Below are 20,511 nucleotides of genomic sequence, written 5' to 3'. Positions count from 1 at the left end.
CCCGGCCCACCAACCCGAGAGGAACCCAGTCATGGGACAGCGCTTCAAGTGGGACCACGCGACCACGACCCGCGCCTGCAACGGGGACTACGGACCGACCATCCACGGTGACGTGTCCGGCCCGAACGAGGACGGCGCCGTGGAAGCGGTACAGCAGAGCCTCCGCGAGGCCGGCTACCACCCGGAAACCACGGTCCTCATGAACGTCCGGTGCGACGGCTGATGCCGGGCGACCTCGACTTCGGCGACTTCACCCCCGCCGAGAAGCGACGCATCACCGCACTGACCGCCCGCATGGTCCTGCCCCGCGCCAACCTCACCAGGCTGAAGCAGCGTGTCGTGGCCATCGAGGACGAGGCCCTGCGCCGCAAGAAGAAGGGCAAGTAGGTACGCCACGGGGCGGCCGTACCCGGCACAGGTACACCGGCCGCCCCGTGGCCCGGACCGTCCAGCAGAACGACCGGAGCACACATCATGACGGACCTTCACGTAGCCGCGGCAGACACCGCCACGGGTACACCCGTACCCGACGTACCCGAGCCACCGGGTACGCCCACCCCGCCCGTAACCGTCACCAAGATGACCACCGAGCCGCGCACCCGCCGCCGGGTACGCATCGACTCACTGCGCCGCGTCGTCGTCGAGGCCCGCGAGCACGGCACGTACCGGGCGCTCGTGCGGCACGGCGCCTACATCGCCGGCGGCACCCGCATACTCACCCGCCGCGCCTGGGACGCCCGCACCACAGCCCGCCACGAACGCTTCATGCGCATCGCAGAGGCCGCGGGCAACGAAGAGATGGTGCAGAAGTGGGAGCAGCGCGCCTACGCCTACCGGTTCGCCCGCCACAAGCGGCGCATGGACCTGCTCCAGATGACGCTCAACCTGCCGAAAGCCGTCTTCACGACCACCGTGGCCGGCAGCGGCGTGCTGCTCATGCTCGGCATCATGCTCGCCTGGTATAACCACGACGTCCGCGACGTGCTCACCCCCATGGCCACCGTCATCGAGTTCGTGGGCTGGGTCGCGTTCATCGCAGGCGTCGTCTGGGAGCCCCTGCTGTACGCGATGCCCGGGATCGCCCTGGCCGGCGTGTGGGCAGTCGGCCGACACGCGAAGGCTGCCCCCACCTGGGCACTGCCCGTCGACGCCGAGGCCCGGGACGTCGTGCCCGACGAAGGCGCCATTCTGCGTGCCCTCGGCAACCTCGGCATCGCCCCCCTCAACAAGGCCATCAAGGACGGCTGGCAACCCCGCTGGGCCCAGCCCACCACCCGCTCCGGGCCAGGCTGGCACTCCCAGCTCCAACTGCCGATGGGCGTGACCGTCGAGATGGTCAACGGCAAGAAGAACGTCCTCGCCCACAACCTGCTCCGCAAGCCCGTCGAGGTGTGGCCGACCGAGCCCCCCAAGCACCCCGGCGTCCTCGACCTGTGGGTCGCCGACCAGGGCTCTCTGTCCGGCAAGGTCCCGCCGTGGCCCCTGCTCACCGAAGGCACCGTCGACTACTTCAAGGGCGTGCCCGTAGCCGTCTCCCAGCGCGGCGAGCCCATCATCGGCAAGCTCATGGCCGCCAACTGGATGGTCGGCGGCATCATGGGATCCGGCAAGTCCTCCCTGGTCATCGCCCTGCTCCTCGGCGCGATCCTCGACCCGATCGTCGAGGTCGAGGCCTACGTCATGGCCTACAACGTCGACTACGACCCGCTCAAGCCCCGCCTGCGCGTCCTGGTCAAGGGCGACGAGGACGAGGACCTGTACGCCGCCCTGGTCGCCCTGCGCAACCTCCGCCAGGACGTCACCGACCGCGGCAAGCTCCTGGAGTCCCTCGGCGGCGAGAACACCAAGCTCACACGCGAACTAGCCCTCAAAGACCCGCGGATGCGGCCCAAGGTCGTCGTGTTCGACGAGTGCCACGAGCTGTTCATGCACAAGGAGTACGGCAAGGAGGCCGCCGAGCTGGCCGTGAAGGTGATGAAGAAGGCCCGCAAGGTCGGCATCACCCTCATCTGGGTCACCGTCTCCCCGACCGCCGACAGCATCCCGCGCGACGTCACCCGCAACACCAGCCACCGCGTCGCCTTCGCCGTCGGCGACCACGTCGCCAACGATGGCCTGCTCGGCTCCGGCCGCCACAAAGCCGGCATCACCGCCACCACCCTCATCCCCGGCGAAGACATCGGCACCGCCGTCACCGTCGGCTTCACCAACAAGCCCTTCGAGGTCATCCGCTCCTACTACGTCGCCCGCGACCCCGAGAAGGGCACCGACGAGGTCACCCCCGTCGTCGAGCGCGCCCTGAAGGCGTACCAGAACGACGACGGAGTCTGGGAGGTCCCCACCTTCGAGCCGGCCGACCCACTCGCCGACGTCAACGCCGTCTTCGGCGACGACAACCGCGTCCTCGTACAGGAGCTGCTCCACCGGCTCGCCGCCCGCAACCCCGACGCCTACAGCAAGTGGGGCCCCGCCGACCTCAAGAAGGTCCTGGAGCCCTACGGCGCCCACCAGTACAAGTCCGACGGCCGCATGGTCGTCGCCCGCACCCGCGTCCAAGACGCCATCCTTGAACGCCTCGCCGAGGAGGCCACAGACATCGACGACGAGTAGGGAGGCACCAAGATCTCAGGGAGTTCTCCCTAACAGCCTCCCTGGCCCGCCTCCCTGTACATGACCTGCGGAAATGGCCACACAGGGAGGCCAGGGAGACCAGAGACCCTCACCCCTCGGGAGGCCGGAAACGGGGGTTCAGCATCCCTCGCCGCGCCTCCCTCCCTGACGCGAGAGGATGACCCCATGGACGAACTGGTGCAGTGGCTCCGTGTCCAACTGGCGGACGACGAAGCGCACGCGAAGAAGGACTTGTGGGCCGCTGGCAGGGCCACCCCCGGACGCTGGCGAGCGCGCTACGGGACCAACCTCGATCACTCCTGGGTGGAGACCGAGAGCACACCCGTACTGCGGCTGGACGCCGCCGAACACGAGGCTGACGCACTCCTCGTCGCCCGGTTCAAGCCCGAGACCGTCCGCAAGCGCGCGGAAGAGAAGCTGCGCGACATCGAGGCGAAGCGGGCTCTGCTCGACCTGCACGAGCCCGGCGAGATGGAGTACGTGGACGGCGACGTGTGCATGGCCTGCGATGTGCGGGGCGGCGAGCCGTTCTACCCCTGCAAGACGCTGCGCCTGCTCGCCCTGCCCTACGCGGACCGGCCCGGCTACCGCCCCGAGTGGCGGCCGTAGCGGGCGCATCATGGGGCCATGGAGTCGCAGAACCTACGGCCCGGCCACCTCACCGCCCACCAGACCGCCCACGTCCTCGGAATCGGCCTCCCCGGCGTCCGCAAGCTCGTACAACGCGGCCAGCTCACCCGCTCCGGCGGCACCCCCCGACAGCCCTGGTACGCCGCCACCGCCGTCGCCGCCCTCGCCGCCAAACGCGCCACACCGGCTGGAGCTTGACCCCCAGGTCAGCGCAATGTCACGATCTGCGTGTACAACCATGCCCGCACACGGGCACCAACAGACCCACGACGAAGCCCCGGTGTCCAGAGCACCGGGGCTTCGTCGTGCCACCACCACCCGGCACGGTCACAACCCGGCCACAGCGCCCACACGCCGCCCACACGCGCCGGATGATGCCCACAGCATCAGACCGTCATTGGGGGCAACGTGAGCAGCAACTACCGAGACATCCAGACCGCCGTGCGCGTCGAGAAGCTGCGCATCTGGTTCGCCTGGCTCTGCGGCAACGTCATCCTGCTGATGATCGCGGTGGGGACACAGGACGTGGCCGTACTCAGCGTCATCACCCAAGTCCTGCTCGTTGCAGGCTTCCTCGCGCTCACCGTCGCCCTGTTCCGCATGACCGGCGCCCTCAACCGCAAGGCCCTCGCCGCCCGCCAAGAGGTCCTCGGCGACGACCTGTAGCAAGGAGGCGCCCGTGGCCGGCAACCCCCGCAACGGGCGCCCCTACCGCCGCCTCTGCGCCGCACAGCGAGCCCTCGGCCTCCCCTGCTGGTGGTGCGGCAAGCCCATCCGCTACGACATCACAGGCCCCCTCGCCGGCCGCCACCGCGACGCCTTCACCCTCGACCACGCCATCCCACTCTCCCGCGGCGGCGACCTGAACGACCCTGCCAACGCACGCTCGGCGCACCGCCGCTGCAACAGCGCCCGCGGCAACCGCACCGACCACAAGCGCCAGCCGGTACGGGCCTCACGGAGGTGGTGAAGGTGGCAGGCACGCACGACCTGTTCCGGTTCATCGAGGCCCGCCTGGACGAGGACGAAGCGCTGGCACGAGAGGCACCGCCGGGACCGTGGCACATCGGCAACGCTGTCGACCCCACACAGCCGTGCCACGTCCACACCTTCCCCGGGGCGCGGCTCGTAGCTGACGGCCTTAACTGGCTGGTTGCCGAGCACATCGCTCGCTTCCACCCAGCCCGCATGCTCGCCGAGGCGAAGGCCAAACGGCAGATCCTCCAGGCATGGGAGGACATCGACTACGACGTGCCGAGCTACGTGCTCGAGGCACTCGCCGAGCCGTACTCCGATCACCCGGACTACCCCAAGTAGCCGCACGGAGGTGGTGACTGTGCGCCTGCCTCACCTGATGCACCGAGATCCGCACTGGCAGGCACGCGGCCTCTACGCCTACTACCGATGCCGATGCGGCGCACGCCGGACCAGACGCCTCACCTCAACCATGCACGGGCCCGTCGCCCCCGGCTGGCCCGAGCCCCGAGACAGCCACGGGCGCCCGACCCACGACTCCGGATGGCAGCGATGCTGTACGTCGTGACCGGCCCGCCCGCTGCGGGAAAGTCCAGTTGGATTGAGGCACGGGCCAGACCCACCGACATCGTCATCGACCTCGACCGCATCACCGCCGCCCTCTCCGGCCCCGGCGCTCCGAGCTGGACACAGGACGGCTACGCACTCAAGGTCGCCCACCGCGCCCGCTACGCCGCCATCGACGAGGCCCTCAAGCACGTCGACCACGTCGACGTCTACCTCATCCACACCATGCCCAGCCCCAAGTGGCTCGCCCGCTACCGCAGGCACGGAGCCGAGATCATCGCCGTGGACCCAGGCAGAGACATCGTCATGCAGCGCATCGCCGACATGCGATCACCCGCACTACAGGCAGTAGCCACCAGGTGGTACACCCAGCGGGACAAGCAGCGCAACGCACACAGAGTCACACGTCAGGCATCACGCGCATGGTGATCGCGCGTTCATCATCGCTTCGAACTGATCACGGGGAGCGCCCCGTTCGCCGGCCAGCGGCCCGTGGTCGACGGGCGCGGCGGCAAGGCCACCGGTGAGGGTGGAGGGGAGTGGCGGTGGGTGACCATGCGGGGTCACCTGCCGCCACGGGCCGTGATGGCACCTCAGACAGTGATCCATTGAGCCTCGAACGAGCTCGAATGAGGGCGGGAGGGGGGCCCGACTCCATCGTGAAATTTGGAGGACCGGGCGACCCAAACGCCCTTGTCGCCCGATTTTTTGCGCGGCCAAATCGAGTCCCTAATCCGGCGAAGCGAACGCCAGCGATTTAGCGACGGTCACCCTGTGTGACGTCACGCTGTGTGACGGGTGGTGGTGATCATGGCAGTCGCCGACAAGATCGCCGACGAACTCGAAGATCTTCACGCGGAAGAGACGTCACCGGGCATGGCGGCCGTCGCCCTCGACCTCGCCAAGGCGATCGACAGCACGAACGTCCCCGGGGCGAAGGCAGCGGCGGCGCACCAACTCCGGTCCATCATGGCCGACCTGCGGAGGCTGGCCCCCGTCGAGGCGAAGGGGGACGCGGTCGATGACATTGCTGAGCAGCGAAAGAAGCGCCGAGCCGCAGCACGCGAGCAAGCCAGTGGCTGACGGCCCCGTGTACGGCTGGCAGAAACCGCCCATCGAGGTCGCCCCACCGTCGGTGACCACCGCGGGCCAGGAGGCGATCGACTTGGCGGCCCGGGCCGGTCTGCACCTGGACCCGTGGCAGCAGCACATCCTCCGCGTCGGCATGGGCGAGAAGGCGGACGGCAGTTGGGCGTCGTTCGAGGTAGCGATCAACGTGCCGCGACAGAACGGCAAGGGCGGGATCATCGAAGCCCGCGAGCTGTGGGGCCTGTTCATCGGCGGCGAGGAACTGATCCTCCACTCGGCACACGAGTTCAAGACGGCGAAGGCTGCGTTCAAGCGGATCGAGCGCCTGATCCGACGAACCCCTGACCTGCACAAACGCGTCAAGCGCTACTGGCAGACCACCGGTGAGGAAGGCATCGAGCTGCACACCGGCCAGTGGCTCCGGTTCGTAGCCCGCTCCAAGGGGTCCGGCCGTGGCTTCACCGGCAACTGCAACATGATGGACGAGGACATGATCCTCGGCGACAACGAGATGGACGCGCTGCTGCCGACGATGGCGGCCGTCGAGGACCCGCAGATCTGGTACCTGGGCAGCGCCGGTCTCGGCGCGCCGTCCGTACAGCTCGCACGGCTACGCCGCCGGGCCCTGGCCGCCATTGAGGCCGGCCGCCCCGACCCGTCGCTGTCGTACTTCGAGTGGTCCGCCGAGCTGCACGTCAAGGAGTGCCCGAAGGACTGCGACCGGCACGACGACCTCGACTCGGACGAGACGGTCCGGAAGTCCAATCCAGCGCTCGGCTACCGCCTGACCCTGCAAAAGGTCGCCAACGAGCGGGTCACGCTGAGCAAGGACGGATACGCGCGAGAGAGGCTCGGCGTGGGCGAGTACCCGTCCGATGAAGCGGACGCCTGGCAGGTCATCGGCAAGGAGGTCTGGGAGGCCCTGGCGGACGACGAGAGCCAGCCCGACGACCCGGTGGCCTTCGCCGTCGACGTCACGCCCGAACGGTCCCACGCGTCGATCTGCGTGGCCGGCCGGTTCGGTGACGGCGTGCACGTTGAGGTCGTGGACAACCGTCCCGGCACGGGATGGGTTGCTGAACGGCTGCGGGAACTGGCCGAGCGGCACGGGCCACGCTGCGTGGTCATCGACCCGGGCAGCCCGGCAGGTTCGCTCATCACGGACGTGACCGATGCGCTGAGGGTTGACCCAGACGAAGAGGTCGCGGAAGACGAGGAGCCGCGACTCCTGGTGCCCATCGTGCAGATGAAGACCAGAGACGTCGTCCAGGCCACCGGGCAGTTCTACGACGCGGTGGCCGCCGGCCGGGTCTCGCACCTCGACCAGGCGCCGCTGTCGACGGCTCTGGCGGGCGCCAGGAAGCGCGAGCTCGGCGAGGCGTGGGCGTGGGCCCGCAAGGGAGTCGGCGTCGACATCACGCCGCTGGTTGGCGTCACAGAAGCGCGGTGGGGGCTCTTCGTCGAGATCGAAGAGCCGGAGGAAGAGGTGGAACCGTGGGCCGAGTTCGGCTGACCCGTGCGGGCTGGTCACGGGCGGGGGTCCTGGTGGGCGGCGCGATGGCGGCGTCCGGGACGGGGCTGCGTTTCGGCCTTGCGGTCGGTCTCATCGTGGGCGGGCTGCTGCTGGTGGCGTACTGCCTGTTCCTGACCGACACGGACGGGAGTAGCCCATGACGAGCCTGTGGCAGCGCTCCCGCCGACCCCGGTCGGAGACGCGCGACATCACGACGATCGACGACTACGCGGCCGCGCTACAGGCGTCCCTGGGCTACGGCGGATACTCCGCCCTGGGAATGGCGCTCACGCAGCCCGGCCAGGCCGCTGAGCGGGCGCCTACGGACCTCCCGGGCTACGCCACGCTGTTCGCGACCAATCCCGTCGTGTGGGCGTGCATGGTGGCCCGGATGAGCGTCTTCTCGGCGCCCCGGTTCGCGTGGCAGCGGCTGAACAACGGCATGCCGAGCGAGATGTTCGGCACAGCCGAGCTGCGGCTGCTGGAGACGCCATGGCCGGGCGGGACGACGCAGGACTTGCTGAACAAGGTCCTCCAGGATGCCGACCTGGCGGGGAACAGCTACTGGACGCGGCACGAGGATGAGGCCGTGCGGATGCGGCCGGACTGGGTGCAGATCGTCCTTGAGCGGCGTCGCCATCCGCACGGTGGTGACCTGGGGTGGCGCCGGTACGGATACCTGTACCAAGAGCCCGGCTGCGACCCGGTGTTCCTGTGGCCGGATGAGGTCGCGCACTTCGCGCCGACCCCGGACCCGCTGGCGACGTTCCGCGGCATGTCGTGGCTGACGCCGGTACTGCGGGAGACGCAGAACGACAACCTGATGGCCGCGCACAAGCGGAAGTACTTCGAGAACGCGGCCACCCCGAACCTGATTGTCCGGCTGGCCCGCGAGGTCACCCCCGATGCGTTCAAGAAGTTCAAGGACAAGATGGAGGCCGGGCACCGCGGCGTGGAGAACGCCTACAAGACGCTGTACCTGGGCGGCGGCGCCGATGTCAGCGTGGTGGGCTCCGACTTCCAGCAGATGGATTTCAGCGCCGTGCAGGGCGCCGGCGAGACCCGCATCGCCTCGGCGGCCGGAGTGCCGCCGATCATCGTGGGCCTGTCGGAGGGACTGAAGGCCGCGACCTACTCGAACTATGGGCAGGCGCGGCGCCGGTTCGCGGACGGCACGATCCACCCGCTGTGGCAGAACGCGGCTGGCAGCTTTGCCCCGCTGGTGACGCCACCCGGTGGCGGAGGCTCGGGCGCGGTACGGCTCTGGTACGACGCGCGGCACGTGCCGTTCCTGCGCGAGGACGCCAAGGACGCCGCCGAGATCCAGGGTGTGCAGTCCCGCACGATTCGCACCCTGGTGGACGCCGGCTACACCCCGGAGTCCGTCATGGCGGCCGTGACCGCCACCGACTGGTCCCTGCTGGACCACACCGGCCTGTTCTCCGTCCAGTTGCAGAAGCCCGGCTCTGCCGAGCCCGAGGCGCCTGCGCTTCCCGCCCCGACCGAGGAGGGTTCGTAATGCCCCTGACCGCCGCGGTGCGGGACCTGGAAAGGTCCGTGCCGTTCCAGATGATCCGCGCCGACGGTGACGAGGAGGGTGACGGCCGGACCCTGTCCGGGTACGCGGCTCTCTTCGACACCCCCACAGAGATCAACTCGTGGGAGGGCGCGTTTACCGAGAAGATCCGCAAGGGCGCCTTCAAGAAGACGATCCGCGAGCAGACCCCGGTGATGCAGTTCGACCACGGCCGGCACCCGCTCATCGGCTCTATCCCGATCGGTTCCATCAGCGACCTGCGCGAGGACGACCAGGGCCTCTACGTCGAGGGACGCATCACGGACAACTGGCTCATGCAGCCCGTCCGCGACGCCATCGCCGAGAAGTCCGTCAACGGGATGAGCTTCCGGTTCGAGGTCGTCCGCGAGGAGTGGCGCGACGTCAACGGCAAGCTCGTCAAGCCCGAAGAGGTCTACGACCTCCTGTGGATGCCTGGCGACCGTGGCCCCCTCCAGCGTGAGCTGATCGAGCTGAAGTGCCGCGAGCTCGGCCCGGTCGTCTTCCCCGCCTACGTGGGCACCAGCGTGTCCGTGCGGGCCCGGGACGTCGCCGACGGCCTCGCCCACGACGACGAGATGACCCGCCGCATCCGGCACAGCCTCGCCCGCGACGCCGCGGCCCCGAGCGTGCCGGACGATCCCGAGCTGCGCCGCGAGGTCGCCACCGCCCTGCTCTACCAGCGGGCGGATGCACCCCGCCTTGTCATCGACCTGGCGGACACCACCGACCCCGAGCAACTCGCCACCAAGGTGCGCGAGGCGCTCGGCCGACACCAGCGCGGAGCCGCGCCGCTCGCAGTCCTTGAGCACCCGGCCCCGACTCGTTCCACTGGCGCGCCGCTCACACCCGAGCACCCGCCCACCCCGAGCAGCACCGACGCGCCGCCCGCCGATGGGCACCCGTCGCCTGACCCCGACACCGCACGACGCAAGGCCCACATCGGCGAAGTCCGAGGCCTCATGCGCGGCGTGCTGGAGTCCATCGAGCAGAAGGACAACTGATCATGGCCGTACAGCTCAGCCACCCGCAGGCGGTGATCCGCCTCAAGGACATCGAGCAGGAACTGGAGCGCCTCCAGGCGAAGGACAAGCTCACCGCCGAGGATGAGCAGTCCTTCGACGAGCTGACCCGCGAGTTCGCCGACGTCGACGACCACCGCCGCCAGTTGGAGCGCACCGCCGCCCTGGAGCGGATCCGCTCGCAGAGCAGCACCGCCGACCGCCGCCCGGCCGCCACGGCTCTGGAGCGCGGCACCGGGTACAGCTCGGCCGGCTACGACGCCGACCCGATCCTGAACCCCGACTCGGTCGAGGACCGCCGGTTCCGCAACCCGTGGGACCTCGGCGAGATGCGCACCTTCGACCGTTCCCCGGAGCAGGTCGGGCAGGAACTGCGCGCTCGGGCCCTGTGCGCCGTCGAGAAGATGGCGGGCGCCAACGACCGCATCCGGTCCACAGCCACGCAGATCATCGAGGCGTGGGACGACAAGCGCGGCTCCATCGCCCGCATGTGCCTGGCGACGTCCTCGCCGGAGTACATGCGCGCCTGGTCCAAGCTGGCCCGCGGCAAGGGCCACATGGTGACCCCCGAGGAGCAGCAGGCGCTGGAGCGCGCGATGTCCCTGACGGACAACGCGGGCGGCTACCTGGTGCCGTTCCAGCTCGACCCGACCGTGATCATCACGTCGAACGGGTCCATCAACCAGATCCGGCAGGTGGCCCGCCAGGTCGTCGCCACGGGCGATGTGTGGAACGGCGTGTCCGCCGGCGCCGTGTCGTGGCGGTGGGCCGCGGAGGGCTCCGAGGCGGGCGACAACGCGCCGACCTTCGCGCAGCCGACCGTCCCGGTCTACAAGGCCGACGGATTCGTTCCGATCAGCATCGAGGCGATGGACGACGCCGACAACGTCACCACCGAGGTCGGGCGCCTGCTCGCCTTCGGCAAGGACACGCTCGAGGCCGCAGCGTTCATCACCGGCTCCGGCTCCGGCCAGCCGACCGGCATCGTCACCGCACTGACCGGCACGTCGTCGATCGTGACCTCGACGACCACCGACACGTTCGCCTCCGGCGACGTCTACAAGACCGACACGGCGCTGCCGGGCCGATACCGGCCGAACGCGTCGTGGCTGGCCAACCGCGGCATCTACAACGCGGTCCGCCAGTTCGACTCCTCGGGTGGCACCAACCTGTGGGAGCGCATCGGCGCCGACGTCCCCCCGATGCTCCTCGGCCGCAAGGCCCTGGAAGCGGAGGACATGGACGGCGTGGTCAACGCCACGCAGGAGAACTACGTGATGGTGTACGGCGACTTCGACAACTACGTCATCGCCGACCGCATCGGCATGAGCATCGAGTTCCTGCCGCACCTGGTGGGCGCCAACCGTCGGCCCACCGGTCAGCGCGGCTGGTACGCCTGGTACCGGGTCGGCGCCGACTCGGTGAACGACGGCGCGTTCCGGATGCTCAACGTCACCTGACCCAGCCCGCTGTACGGCCGGAGGACCCCGTGGTCCTCCGGCCGTCCGCATTCCCCCAAGGGAGTCACCCATGAGGCAGAGCCTCTACAACGTGGCGCGGGCCAAGGCGACGCTGACCGTCGCGCTGCGCACGAACGGCACGGTCAACGGCACATCCGTGGACCTGCACGAGAACAAGGACGGGTCCCGCTCCGCGATGCTCGTCGTGCACTCGGGCACCGTCACCGACGGCTCGCACGCCGTCATCCTGCAAGAGTCCGACGACAACTCGTCGTGGGGCACCGTGGCAGCGGCTGACCTGCAAGGGTCCGCGCCGACGCTCACGTCGACCGACGACGACGCCCTGTTCGAGCTCGGCTACAAGGGCTCCAAGCGCTACCTGCGCGCGTCCGTCACCACGTCCGGGGCTACGACGGGCGGCACGTTCGGCGCCGTCATCCTGCGCGGCTTCCCGCGGCGTACCCCGATCGCGCATAGCTGAGGAGCACCATGAAGCGCTGCACAGAGTCATTCACCATCTGGCGGGACGGCGCCCCGGTGTCGTTCACCGTCGGCCAGTTGGTCGACGACAAGCACCCGATCCTCAAGTCGCACAAGCACCTCTTCGCCGAGCCGACGGCCACGCTGCCGTCCGCGCCGACGGCGGTGAAGGCACAGCCCGCCGAGCAGGCCACCGCCGATCCCGGCGAGCAGCGGACCCTGACGTCGCCGGAGCAGACGGCCGCCAAGAGCGACGACGAGCCGAAGCCGTTCGACCCGAGCGGGCACACCGGGCCGGAGGTCATCGAGTACCTGAAGGCGGCCGACGAGGACGAGCGGGCGCGCGTCCTGGCCGCCGAGGAGGCGGGCAAGGCCCGGTCCACCGTGCTGGGCGCGGACCTGAGCAAGGCGTAGGCGAGGTCACCGGTGCCCGGCTTCGGAATGCTGCAAGACGCCTTCGATGACGGCGTGTTGGACCCGGCGCGGTGGTCGCAGTCCTACGGGGATCCCGTCGAGCAGGGCGGGCGCCTGAAGGTGCCGTGCACCACCGGGTATGCGGGCGCCCGCACGGCGAGCGTCTACTCCCTGGCGTGGTCGCAGGTCGCGGCACGGGTGTACCCGCCCGCGGCCGGCGGGGCGTCGACCGCCGCCGTGTCGTTCCTCGTGCTCTCCAACACCGGGGGTACGGACGCCGGGTTCCTCGTCGACCGGGCACAGGGCGCGATGGGCCTGTACTCGCGTGTCGGGTACGCCGACGGCGCCGCCCTGTTCCCCGCCTACGACCCAGCGGCACACGCGTGGCTCAGGCTTCGCGAGGCCGCCGGAACCCTGTCGTGGGAGGCATCGCCGGACGGCCGGGCCTGGACGGTCCTACGCACGGCGGCCTCCCCGGAATGGGTCGGCCACACGAACCTGTCCCTGCTGTTCGAGGCGCACCGCGACGCCGGCATCGACGACTTCGCTGAACTCGACAGCCTCAACATCGTCCGGCCCGGCGGGCTGCGCCCGCTCCAGCGTGACCCTGCCGGGCCGGGCCCCCGTCCTCGCACGACGTCCACAGTGAGGGGGTCCTGACGTGGCATTCGACCTCGGCGCCGTCGTGCCCCTCGGCACCACCGTGACGGACGCGGCAGGCAGTCCGGCGAACGCCGGGTCCATGGCCGTGACCATCACCCTGCCCGACCGGACCGTCGTGACGGTGAGCCCCGTCGTCCCGACCGCGACCGGGCAGTACGCCTATGACTACCCGACCGTGCAGCCCGGTCGGCACTCCGTGCGCTGGGTCGCGACCGGCATCAACGCCGGCGCCTACACCGATGTGTTCGACGTGCGGGAAGCGGCGCCGCCGACGATCCTGTCGCTGCTCGAAGCGAAGCGGCACCTGAAGAAGTCCCTGACGGACACGACGGACGACGACGAGATCCGCGACTGGAACGAAGCGACCACGCGCGCCGTAGAGCGGTTCGTCGGCCCCGTGGCGATGCGCACGGTCACAGAAGACGTGCAGTTCAAGAGCGCCCGCTCGCTCGTACTGGCGACCACCCCGGCGGTCGAACTGACCAGCGTCACAGCACTCGTCACGGGCGGCACGTCCTACGACGTCGACACCCTGCACCTCGACGGCGTGACCGGCATCGTCACCCGCACCGACGGCGGCATCCTCTACGGCCCCCTCCGCTTCGTCTACGTTGCCGGGCGGTCGATGGTGACCGCGAACATCCGCGGCGCCGCACGGATCATCCTCCAGCACCTGTGGCGGACCAGACAGGGCCCTGGCCGGCCGCAGCGCGGCGTGGACGACTTCGACGTCACCGAGCCCATTCCGGGCCTGGGGTTCGCGATCCCCAACCGGGCCGTGCAGCTCCTCGACCCCGACGGCCTCGGCCCGGAGGTGGGGTAGATGGCAACCTCCGCAGTACCCGGCGCCATCGACGCGCTGCTCGCGATCCTGCGGGCAGCGAGCGGCCTGAGCGAGGTGTTCATCAGCGACGGCCCGCCGACCGATGACGTCGCCACTCAGGACTTCCTGGCGGTGGGTTGGTCCGGTGGCGAAGCCCAAGACGCCGAGACCGCGCAGGCTTTCAACGGTGCGGGCGCCCGCACACGCGACGAGGACTTCAGCATCGCCTGTGTGGTCGACGTGTGGTCCGGTGACGACGGGTTCGCCGCCGTCCGCAACCGGGCCTTCGAGATCCTCGGCGTCGTCGAGCAGGCGCTTCGGGCGACCGGACCGAACCCCGAGGCGCCGACCCTGAACGGCACCGTGATGTGGGCGCACCTCACACGCGCGTCGCTGCGCCAGTACTCCACCGACCAGGGCACACGGGCAGCCCTGGCGTTCACGGTGACCTGCCACGCCCGGATCTGAGAGGGAGAGACCCATGGCGCGTGTGCGCTACCTGGGCGCGGAACCGGTGACCGTGCCCGAGCTCGGCCCCGAGCGTGTCGTCCACCCCGACGAGGTGGTCGAGGTACCGGACGAGAGGTTCGAGGGCTACGTCTGCCAGCCCACGAACTGGGAGGCCGTCGAGGAGCCGACGAGCAAGTCGGCTCCGGCCAAGAAGACCGCGGCCAAGGCGTCGCAGAAGGAGGACTGATCCATGGCGATCGGATCCGGGCTCGGCGCCCAACTCGGCATCGCTGCCGAGTCCAGCTACGGGACGTTCGTCGCGCCGGCGAAATTCTTGGAGTTCACCAAGGAGTCGCTGGTCCTCAAGAAGACGACGGCCCAGAGTGCAGGCATTGCGGCCGGCCGTCTGCTGCCGCTGTCGTCGCGGCGTGTCCTCACACGCAAGGAGGTATCCGGGTCGATCGACATGGAGATCTCCAACAAGGGGATGGGGGTGATCCTCCAGACCCTGATGGGTACGACGGTCACTCCTGTGCAGCAGGGGGCGACGGCTGCGTATTTGCAGACCCACACGCTGGCCTCGGTCGCGGGCAAGAGCCTGACGATTCAGAAGGGCGTGCCGCTCACGACCGGCACCGTGGTGGACAAGACGTTCCTGGGCTGCAAGGTCACGTCGGGCGAGTTCGCGTGCGGCGTGGGCGAGATGCTCACCGGCACTTTCGAGATCGACGGCAAGGACTGTGACGAGGGCCAGACCCTGGCCGCCGCGTCGTACAGCAACATGAGCCCGTTCCACTTCGGGCAGATGGCGCTCAAGACCGGTGCCTTCGGCACGGAGACCGCGCTCGACGGCATCCGCAAGGTGTCCTGCAAGATCGAGCGCCCGCAGGACGTCGAGCGGTTCTACGCGAATCAGGCCTCGTTGAAGAAGGAGCCCATCGAGAACGACCAGGTCAAGATCAGCGGCACGCTCGAGACGGACTACGTCGCCACCACCCTGGACGACCTGCACACCTCGGACGGGGCGACTTCCCTCGTCTGGGAGTTCGTCGGCCCGCTCATCGCGAGCACGTTCTTCGAGACGTTCCGGATCACCCTGCCTGCGATCAAGCTCGACGAAGGGCCGCCGGTGGTCGACGGCTTCGGCGTCGTGAAGCCCAGCTTCAACTTCACCGGCCTGTTCGACGGAACGAACCAGCCGAAGATCGAATACATCAGCACGGACGTCACACTGTGAGGTGACCTCATGGTGCGGGACCTCCGCGTGGTCGGCACCGGCCAACTGCTCGAACTACAGCGGGCGCTGCGCCGGGCCGGCCACGAGAACATCCGCAGCTCGATGCAGCGCCGCATCCGGCGCGCGGCCGAGCCGCTGCGGGATGACCTGCAAGACGTCATCCGCAACCTGAGCATCACCTCGCAGGCCCGCAAGTCGGGAGGGCGCGGCGGCCCGTCGCCGACGACCCGCCCGCTGCGGGCGACCATCGCCGAGGCCGTGAGGATCTCGGTCCGCACGACCGGGAACCCGGGCGCCAGGGTATGGCTGGACAAGAACCTCCTGCCCCCGGACATCCCCATGGGCGTGGTGAACCGCCTGAACGAAGGCCGGCTGCGTCACCCCGTGTTCGGCAACAAACGGCGCTGGGTGCAGCAGAACACCACGCCTCAATGGTGGGACAGGACCGTGCGCGCCCACACCCCCCGCATCACCCGTGAAGTCGAGCGCGTCGTGGACGACGTGCGCCGTCACCTGGAATAGGAGCGCCAGAGTGATCATCGTTTACACCCCCGAGGGCGGCGAGCCGCAGCACTACGATGCGCGCTCGCTGCGCACCTCCGAAGCGTCGATCGTGCAGCGCACGGCCGGTATGAAGTGGGGCGAGGTCGAGCAGGGCCTCGACTCGGACGACCCCGAAGCGATGCGCGCCATCGTCTGGGTGCTGAAGAAGCGCGACGAACCCTCGCTTCGGTACGGCGACTTCGACCCGCTCATCGGGGAGATGACCAGCCGCATGGACCGGCGGGAGGTGACCGAGTACATCGAGAACGCGTTCCAGGTGGTGGACAACGACCCGGACGTCACCCGCGATCAGGTCGCCGCGGTCCTTCAGCGGATCATCAAGGTGGCAGCGGACCCGGAGCACGCTGAGCATCTGATCGCCGAGAAGCAGCAGGGCCCAAAAGAGCCGGACGCCGAGGAGACGCCGGCACAGGACCCGCCGAGTCCGGACCCGTCCTCGAGCACGACGCCGACATCGACGTCGTCCGAGGCGAATGGCTTGGCCTCTTCGCCTACCTCCTCCACATCCCCCCTGCTGGAGTAGACGACCTCACCCTGTCCGACTTCTACGGGCTCATCGCGTGGATGCACCGCCACCAGTCCCGACAAGCAGCAGAAGGCGGTGAGTGATGCCCACGCTGAACTTTCTTCTGACCGGACAGGACGGCCTCAGCCACCTCTTCGACAACGTCGGGCACCACGCCGCGCAACTGAGGAACCGCATCCGGGACGCGACGCGGGACGCCGGCAACTCGCTCAACCAGTTCACGACGAACGCAGGCAACCAGCTCTCGCAGTTGCAGCGGGACACCGACGCCGGCGGCAAGAGCATCGATGCCCTCAAGAAAGCCACGATGCTGCTGGCGCCGGCCGCAATCCCAGCGGCCGCCTCCCTCGCGCCCATCGCCGCCGGGGCGGGAACGGTCGCCGTCGCCCTGGGTGCCATGGGCGCCGCGCTCGGCCCGCAGATCTCCAAGCTCGGCGAGGCATCCGACGCCCAGAAGAAATACGAGGACGCGGTCGCCAAGAGCGGGGCCCGCTCGGAGGAAGCCGTCAAGGCGCAGGCTGCCTACGCGGCAGCCATGGAAGAACTTCCTGCCCCGACACGGGAGGCAGCCGCGGCACTCGGCATCCTGAAGGACGACTATCAGGACTGGTCCGACAGCCTGGCCGGCGACACGATGGCTCCGTTCAGCAAGGGCATCGCCATCGTCAACAGCCTGCTGCCCAAGACGACCGGCCTGGTCAAGGCAACGAGCGCCGAGGCCGACCGGTTCATGACGGTCATCGGCGGCACCATCAACTCGCCCGGCCTTGATGCGTTGAACAGTAAGTTCACTACCTTCGCGCAGCGCACACTGCGCGGGGTCAACGACCAAATCGTCCACCTGCTTCGCGTCAGCGAGGGCGGGGAAGTTGGCGGGAACGCGCGTCGGTTTATGGATTGGGCGCGTGCTCAGGGCCCGACCGTGGCGAGCGTCCTGACGAGCATCACCACAGCTCTGATGAACGTCCTTGAGGCGGGTAGCGACGTCGGGGTGGGCCTGCTCCAGGCGGTCGAGGTCATCGCTCATCTGGTGTCGGCGGTGCCGCCCGAGGCGCTCGCCATGTTCCTCCAGTTGGCGCTCGCGCTGAAGCTCACGAAGGCTGCCGCGCTCGGGCTGGTCGCCGCGCGATCCGCGCTGGCCGGCTTCGGGATCAGCCTAGTGGCGGTGAACACCGCGGCGGCCGCCGCGCCGACACGGCTCGCGGCGGTGCGCGCGGGGATCATGGCACTGTCCCGGACGACCCGCATCGCGATGGCCGGTACCGGGATCGGCCTGCTGCTGATCGCACTGTCCGAGCTGTCGGACCGCGGCAAGGAAGCACCTCCGGACGTCGACAAGCTGACCAGTTCCCTTAAGCGTCTGGGTGCGACAGGGCAGGTCACCGGCGAGGCGGCGGACAAGTTCGGCAGCGACCTCGGCGAGTTGTACGGGAAGGTGCGCGCGCTCACCGACCCGTCGACCACTGACCAGGTGCAGCAGTTCCTCGTCGGCTGGACGGGCTGGGACTCCACTCCGGTGAAGGATGCCAAGGAGTGGATCGACAGCGTCGACAAGAGCCTCGCCAACCTGGTGCAGAACGGCGACGCGGACCTGGCGGCCGCGGCTCTCAAGCGGTACACCGCGGCCTATGTGAAGGGCGGCGGCGACGCCAAGCAGTTCACGAGCGAGCTTGGCGACTACAAGTCCGCGCTCGCTGACGCCAAGTTCGAGGCGGATCTCGCGGCCGATTCCATGGGTCTGTTCGGCGCCCAGGCGCAGCAGGTTCAGGCGAAGCTCGACGCGCAGAAGCGTTCGACAGACGGACTGAGGCAGTCGATCCAGGCCCTCAACGACATGCAGCGCCAGGGTCTGGGCGGCATGATCGGTTTCGAAGCGGCCATTGATGCAGCAGCGAAAGCGGCGAAGGAGAACGCCGGCGCGCTGGAGATGACCGGCGGCAAGCTCAACCTCAACTCGGAGAAGGCGCGCTCGGCGGCCTCGGCGCTTCAGGACCTGGCGTCGAAGACCGACGACGCGGCAGCTTCGGCAAGGGAGTCGGGCTCGTCGTGGGAGACCGTCAACGGGATCTACTCGCGCGGCAGGGACGCGCTGATGAGGAACGCTCAGGCCATGGGCCTGAGCCGATCCGAGGCTGCCCATCTGGCCGACCAGATCCTGCGTATCCCGGACAAGACCGCCCGCGTGCGGATGGAGAAGGAGGACGCCACCCGCGACCTGGGGGCGTTCAACGCCGCGCTCAAGCGGTCCCCGGGTAGCAAGAGCGTCACCCTCAAGACCTTGTCCAAAGGGGCGGAGCAGATCCTCGAGGGCTTCGGCCTGAAGGTCAAAAGGCTGCCGAACGGATCGGTCACCGTCAGCGCCAAGACCGGTACCGCACTGGCCAACGTGCGGAACGTCAAGGGCGCCGTGGACTCGCTGTACAGCAAGTCCATCACCATCACGGCTCACTACCGCAAGGATGGCGCCAGCTTCCTCGGTGCCTCGGGCCGGTACGCGTCCGGCGGCCGCGTCCGCGGCTACGCCAGCGGTGGTGAGATCCAGGCGTTCCCGGACGGTGGCTATGTCCGGGGTCCGGGCACCGGTATCTCTGACTCGATCCTGGCGCTGTTCGGGTCCGGCGCCCGCGGCCGGGTGTCGGACACGGAGTACGTGATCCGGTCGGCCATGGTGCGGCGGTACGGGGTGGCGTTCTTCGACGCCCTGAACGCGGGGCGGCTGATGCTGCCCGGCATGGCCGGCTTCCGTGGCGGGTTCGCCGACGGCGGTGCGACCGCCGCCGGTGCGGCCGTGGCGGGCGGTCTCGCTGTCGGTATGGCTGGCAGTACCGGGCAAGTCGGGGCGGCGGCCCGGATCATGGCGGGCGCCGTTGTCTCCGGGATCCGCGATGAGTTGGAGATCCGGTCGCCTTCTAAGAAGACGAGGGCCCTGGCGCAGGACGTAGCCAAGGGGTTCCTGGAAGGATTGACCGGATCCCGCGACAAGATCAAGTCGGTGTCGAAAGACCTGGTCAAGGACATCCGCACGGCGTTCTCCGGGCGCAAGGAGTCCGGACTGGTCCGCATGGTCGACCAGCAGTCGAAGAAGCTGCTTGACCTGGCCGCGAAGCGGGATGCCGTCGCCAAGAAGATCGCAGAGGCGAAGGCGTTCCGCGACACCACGATGAACACGGCGCGCGGCACGGCCACCCTCGGGAACCTCGGCATCGAGGAAGGGGCTGTGACTGCGGGCGGCATCAAGGGTGCGATGGGCGCCAAGCTCGCGAAGATCAAGCAGTTCACGGCCTACGTCAAAAGCCTCGCGTCGCGGGGCCTGCACAAGACCTTGCTCCGGCAGATCCTGGAGATGGGGCCCGAAGCAGGCTATGCCTACGCGAGCGCGCTGGCCGGCGCGGACAAGGGCACCCTGGCTGCGATCAATAAGACGCAGCACGGCCTCGACGTGGCCACACGCCAGCTCGGGGAGATCGGCGCGGACCGCCTGTACGACTCGGGCAAGAACGCGTCGAAGGGGTTCCTGAAGGGATTGCAGTCCCAAGAGGCCGACATCGAGAAGCTCATGATGAAGATCGCCAAGGGGATGCAGAAGAGCATCAAACGGGCGCTCGGCATCAAGTCGCCCAGCACCGTCATGGCGAAGCTCGGCGAGTTCTCCACGGCGGGCCTGGCCCGCGGCCTGGTCGACGGCATGCCCGCCCTCGACCGTTCCCTGGCCGCAGTGTCCGGCCGCGTGGCCGGTATCCAGCCGGTCATGGGCCGTGCGGCCGTGGCCGGACGCGGCGCCGGCGGGACGGTCATCCAGGTCCAGATCGACGGCGCCCTTGATCCTCAGGCCGTCGCCCGGCAGGTCCGCACGATGCTGCTCACCCTCAAGCGCGACCTCGGTGGTGGCGAACTCGGCATTGCCTGAAGGGA

General features: G+C 69.1%; 25 protein-coding genes. All 25 read left to right on the top strand.

Annotated features, from left to right (window positions below; translation table 11 throughout):
* Positions 1–31: 31 nt before the first annotated feature.
* The 25 genes from ACZ69Q_RS34165 (at position 32) to ACZ69Q_RS34045 (ending at position 20,506) form a co-directional block, all read left to right on the top strand.
* Positions 32–223, top strand: a complete 192-nt coding sequence (locus ACZ69Q_RS34165; protein ID WP_471049576.1) for a hypothetical protein — start codon at positions 32–34, stop codon at positions 221–223.
* Complete coding sequence (locus tag ACZ69Q_RS34160; RefSeq protein WP_471049574.1) at positions 211–387, top strand: DUF6257 family protein; 177 nt, start codon at positions 211–213, stop codon at positions 385–387. Before ACZ69Q_RS34165 ends, ACZ69Q_RS34160 begins: the two co-directional genes overlap by 13 nt.
* Before the next feature lie 192 nt (positions 388–579).
* Positions 580–2,610: a cell division protein FtsK gene (locus ACZ69Q_RS34155; protein ID WP_471049571.1), complete on the top strand. Its 2,031-nt coding sequence runs from the start codon at positions 580–582 to the stop codon at positions 2,608–2,610.
* Positions 2,611–2,796: 186 nt separating this feature from the next.
* The gene (locus ACZ69Q_RS34150) at positions 2,797–3,240 is read left to right on the top strand and encodes a DUF6221 family protein (protein ID WP_471049568.1); all 444 of its coding nucleotides are present in this window, start codon (positions 2,797–2,799) and stop codon (positions 3,238–3,240) included.
* Positions 3,241–3,258: 18 nt separating this feature from the next.
* Complete coding sequence (locus ACZ69Q_RS34145) at positions 3,259–3,459, top strand: hypothetical protein (protein WP_471049566.1); 201 nt, start codon at positions 3,259–3,261, stop codon at positions 3,457–3,459.
* A gap of 210 nt (positions 3,460–3,669) precedes the next feature.
* Positions 3,670–3,927 (top strand): hypothetical protein, encoded by a 258-nt coding sequence (locus ACZ69Q_RS34140; RefSeq protein WP_471049563.1) that lies wholly within the window; start codon positions 3,670–3,672, stop codon positions 3,925–3,927.
* Between the two features lie 13 nt (positions 3,928–3,940).
* Complete coding sequence (locus tag ACZ69Q_RS34135; RefSeq protein WP_471049561.1) at positions 3,941–4,231, top strand: HNH endonuclease; 291 nt, start codon at positions 3,941–3,943, stop codon at positions 4,229–4,231.
* Between the two features lie 2 nt (positions 4,232–4,233).
* A complete protein-coding gene (locus ACZ69Q_RS34130) occupies positions 4,234–4,578 on the top strand; it encodes a DUF6221 family protein (protein ID WP_471049559.1) in 345 nt (114 codons plus the stop codon).
* A 201-nt stretch (positions 4,579–4,779) separates the two neighbouring features.
* Positions 4,780–5,232 carry an ATP-binding protein gene (locus tag ACZ69Q_RS34125; protein WP_471049556.1) on the top strand — a complete coding sequence of 151 codons (453 nt, stop codon included), beginning with the start codon at positions 4,780–4,782 and terminating at the stop codon, positions 5,230–5,232.
* Positions 5,233–5,613: 381 nt separating this feature from the next.
* Complete coding sequence (locus tag ACZ69Q_RS34120) at positions 5,614–5,886, top strand: hypothetical protein (RefSeq protein ID WP_471049554.1); 273 nt, start codon at positions 5,614–5,616, stop codon at positions 5,884–5,886.
* Entirely contained in the window at positions 5,879–7,405 is a 1,527-nt protein-coding gene (locus ACZ69Q_RS34115; RefSeq protein ID WP_471049551.1) for a terminase, read from the top strand. The genes ACZ69Q_RS34120 and ACZ69Q_RS34115 overlap by 8 nt, the downstream gene beginning before the upstream one ends.
* Positions 7,387–7,566, top strand: a complete 180-nt coding sequence (locus ACZ69Q_RS34110; RefSeq protein ID WP_471049548.1) for a hypothetical protein — start codon at positions 7,387–7,389, stop codon at positions 7,564–7,566. The genes ACZ69Q_RS34115 and ACZ69Q_RS34110 overlap by 19 nt, the downstream gene beginning before the upstream one ends.
* Positions 7,563–8,924: a phage portal protein gene (locus tag ACZ69Q_RS34105; RefSeq protein ID WP_471049546.1), complete on the top strand. Its 1,362-nt coding sequence runs from the start codon at positions 7,563–7,565 to the stop codon at positions 8,922–8,924. Before ACZ69Q_RS34110 ends, ACZ69Q_RS34105 begins: the two co-directional genes overlap by 4 nt.
* A complete protein-coding gene (locus ACZ69Q_RS34100) occupies positions 8,924–9,964 on the top strand; it encodes an HK97 family phage prohead protease (protein ID WP_471049543.1) in 1,041 nt (346 codons plus the stop codon). The genes ACZ69Q_RS34105 and ACZ69Q_RS34100 overlap by 1 nt, the downstream gene beginning before the upstream one ends.
* 2 nt (positions 9,965–9,966) lie before the next feature.
* Positions 9,967–11,442: a phage major capsid protein gene (locus ACZ69Q_RS34095; protein ID WP_471049540.1), complete on the top strand. Its 1,476-nt coding sequence runs from the start codon at positions 9,967–9,969 to the stop codon at positions 11,440–11,442.
* A gap of 70 nt (positions 11,443–11,512) precedes the next feature.
* Positions 11,513–11,923 (top strand): hypothetical protein, encoded by a 411-nt coding sequence (locus ACZ69Q_RS34090; protein WP_471049537.1) that lies wholly within the window; start codon positions 11,513–11,515, stop codon positions 11,921–11,923.
* 8 nt (positions 11,924–11,931) lie between these two features.
* Entirely contained in the window at positions 11,932–12,336 is a 405-nt protein-coding gene (locus ACZ69Q_RS34085) for a hypothetical protein (RefSeq protein ID WP_471049535.1), read from the top strand.
* Positions 12,337–12,390: 54 nt separating this feature from the next.
* Positions 12,391–12,996 (top strand): DUF1349 domain-containing protein, encoded by a 606-nt coding sequence (locus ACZ69Q_RS34080; protein WP_471049532.1) that lies wholly within the window; start codon positions 12,391–12,393, stop codon positions 12,994–12,996.
* 1 nt (position 12,997) lies between these two features.
* On the top strand, positions 12,998–13,822 hold the full coding sequence (locus ACZ69Q_RS34075) for a hypothetical protein (protein WP_471049529.1): 825 nt from the start codon (positions 12,998–13,000) through the stop codon (positions 13,820–13,822).
* Positions 13,823–14,290 (top strand): hypothetical protein, encoded by a 468-nt coding sequence (locus ACZ69Q_RS34070; RefSeq protein ID WP_471049526.1) that lies wholly within the window; start codon positions 13,823–13,825, stop codon positions 14,288–14,290. It abuts the gene before it with no gap.
* 13 nt (positions 14,291–14,303) lie between these two features.
* A complete protein-coding gene (locus ACZ69Q_RS34065; protein ID WP_471049524.1) occupies positions 14,304–14,519 on the top strand; it encodes a hypothetical protein in 216 nt (71 codons plus the stop codon).
* A gap of 3 nt (positions 14,520–14,522) precedes the next feature.
* Positions 14,523–15,509, top strand: coding sequence for a phage tail tube protein (locus ACZ69Q_RS34060; RefSeq protein ID WP_471049521.1), 987 nt, complete (start codon positions 14,523–14,525; stop codon positions 15,507–15,509).
* A gap of 9 nt (positions 15,510–15,518) precedes the next feature.
* On the top strand, positions 15,519–16,031 hold the full coding sequence (locus ACZ69Q_RS34055; protein ID WP_471049520.1) for a hypothetical protein: 513 nt from the start codon (positions 15,519–15,521) through the stop codon (positions 16,029–16,031).
* A 10-nt stretch (positions 16,032–16,041) separates the two neighbouring features.
* A complete protein-coding gene (locus tag ACZ69Q_RS34050; protein ID WP_471049517.1) occupies positions 16,042–16,596 on the top strand; it encodes a hypothetical protein in 555 nt (184 codons plus the stop codon).
* An 85-nt stretch (positions 16,597–16,681) separates the two neighbouring features.
* Positions 16,682–20,506 (top strand): hypothetical protein, encoded by a 3,825-nt coding sequence (locus ACZ69Q_RS34045; protein WP_471049515.1) that lies wholly within the window; start codon positions 16,682–16,684, stop codon positions 20,504–20,506.
* The last annotated feature ends 5 nt before the right edge of the window (positions 20,507–20,511 follow it).

It is taken from the genome of Streptomyces sp. NPDC036764, assembly GCF_055609385.1.
The sequence above is the reverse complement of the archived record's forward strand: the minus strand, read 5'-3'. Positions and strand labels throughout refer to the sequence as shown.

What these genes read in the sequence shown, in the direction of transcription:
- ACZ69Q_RS34105 (WP_471049546.1), top strand. Translation starts at nt 7,563, where the DNA reads ATGACGAGCCTGTGGCAGCGCTCCCGCCGACCCCGGTCGGAGACGCGC.
- ACZ69Q_RS34125 (WP_471049556.1), top strand. Translation starts at nt 4,780, where the DNA reads ATGGCAGCGATGCTGTACGTCGTGACCGGCCCGCCCGCTGCGGGAAAG.
- ACZ69Q_RS34145 (WP_471049566.1), top strand. Translation starts at nt 3,259, where the DNA reads ATGGAGTCGCAGAACCTACGGCCCGGCCACCTCACCGCCCACCAGACC.
- ACZ69Q_RS34165 (WP_471049576.1), top strand. Translation starts at nt 32, where the DNA reads ATGGGACAGCGCTTCAAGTGGGACCACGCGACCACGACCCGCGCCTGC.
- ACZ69Q_RS34070 (WP_471049526.1), top strand. Translation starts at nt 13,823, where the DNA reads ATGGCAACCTCCGCAGTACCCGGCGCCATCGACGCGCTGCTCGCGATC.
- ACZ69Q_RS34055 (WP_471049520.1), top strand. Translation starts at nt 15,519, where the DNA reads ATGGTGCGGGACCTCCGCGTGGTCGGCACCGGCCAACTGCTCGAACTA.
- ACZ69Q_RS34095 (WP_471049540.1), top strand. Translation starts at nt 9,967, where the DNA reads ATGGCCGTACAGCTCAGCCACCCGCAGGCGGTGATCCGCCTCAAGGAC.
- ACZ69Q_RS34100 (WP_471049543.1), top strand. Translation starts at nt 8,924, where the DNA reads ATGCCCCTGACCGCCGCGGTGCGGGACCTGGAAAGGTCCGTGCCGTTC.
- ACZ69Q_RS34065 (WP_471049524.1), top strand. Translation starts at nt 14,304, where the DNA reads ATGGCGCGTGTGCGCTACCTGGGCGCGGAACCGGTGACCGTGCCCGAG.
- ACZ69Q_RS34120 (WP_471049554.1), top strand. Translation starts at nt 5,614, where the DNA reads ATGGCAGTCGCCGACAAGATCGCCGACGAACTCGAAGATCTTCACGCG.
- ACZ69Q_RS34085 (WP_471049535.1), top strand. Translation starts at nt 11,932, where the DNA reads ATGAAGCGCTGCACAGAGTCATTCACCATCTGGCGGGACGGCGCCCCG.
- ACZ69Q_RS34045 (WP_471049515.1), top strand. Translation starts at nt 16,682, where the DNA reads ATGCCCACGCTGAACTTTCTTCTGACCGGACAGGACGGCCTCAGCCAC.
- ACZ69Q_RS34155 (WP_471049571.1), top strand. Translation starts at nt 580, where the DNA reads ATGACCACCGAGCCGCGCACCCGCCGCCGGGTACGCATCGACTCACTG.
- ACZ69Q_RS34150 (WP_471049568.1), top strand. Translation starts at nt 2,797, where the DNA reads ATGGACGAACTGGTGCAGTGGCTCCGTGTCCAACTGGCGGACGACGAA.
- ACZ69Q_RS34060 (WP_471049521.1), top strand. Translation starts at nt 14,523, where the DNA reads ATGGCGATCGGATCCGGGCTCGGCGCCCAACTCGGCATCGCTGCCGAG.
- ACZ69Q_RS34090 (WP_471049537.1), top strand. Translation starts at nt 11,513, where the DNA reads ATGAGGCAGAGCCTCTACAACGTGGCGCGGGCCAAGGCGACGCTGACC.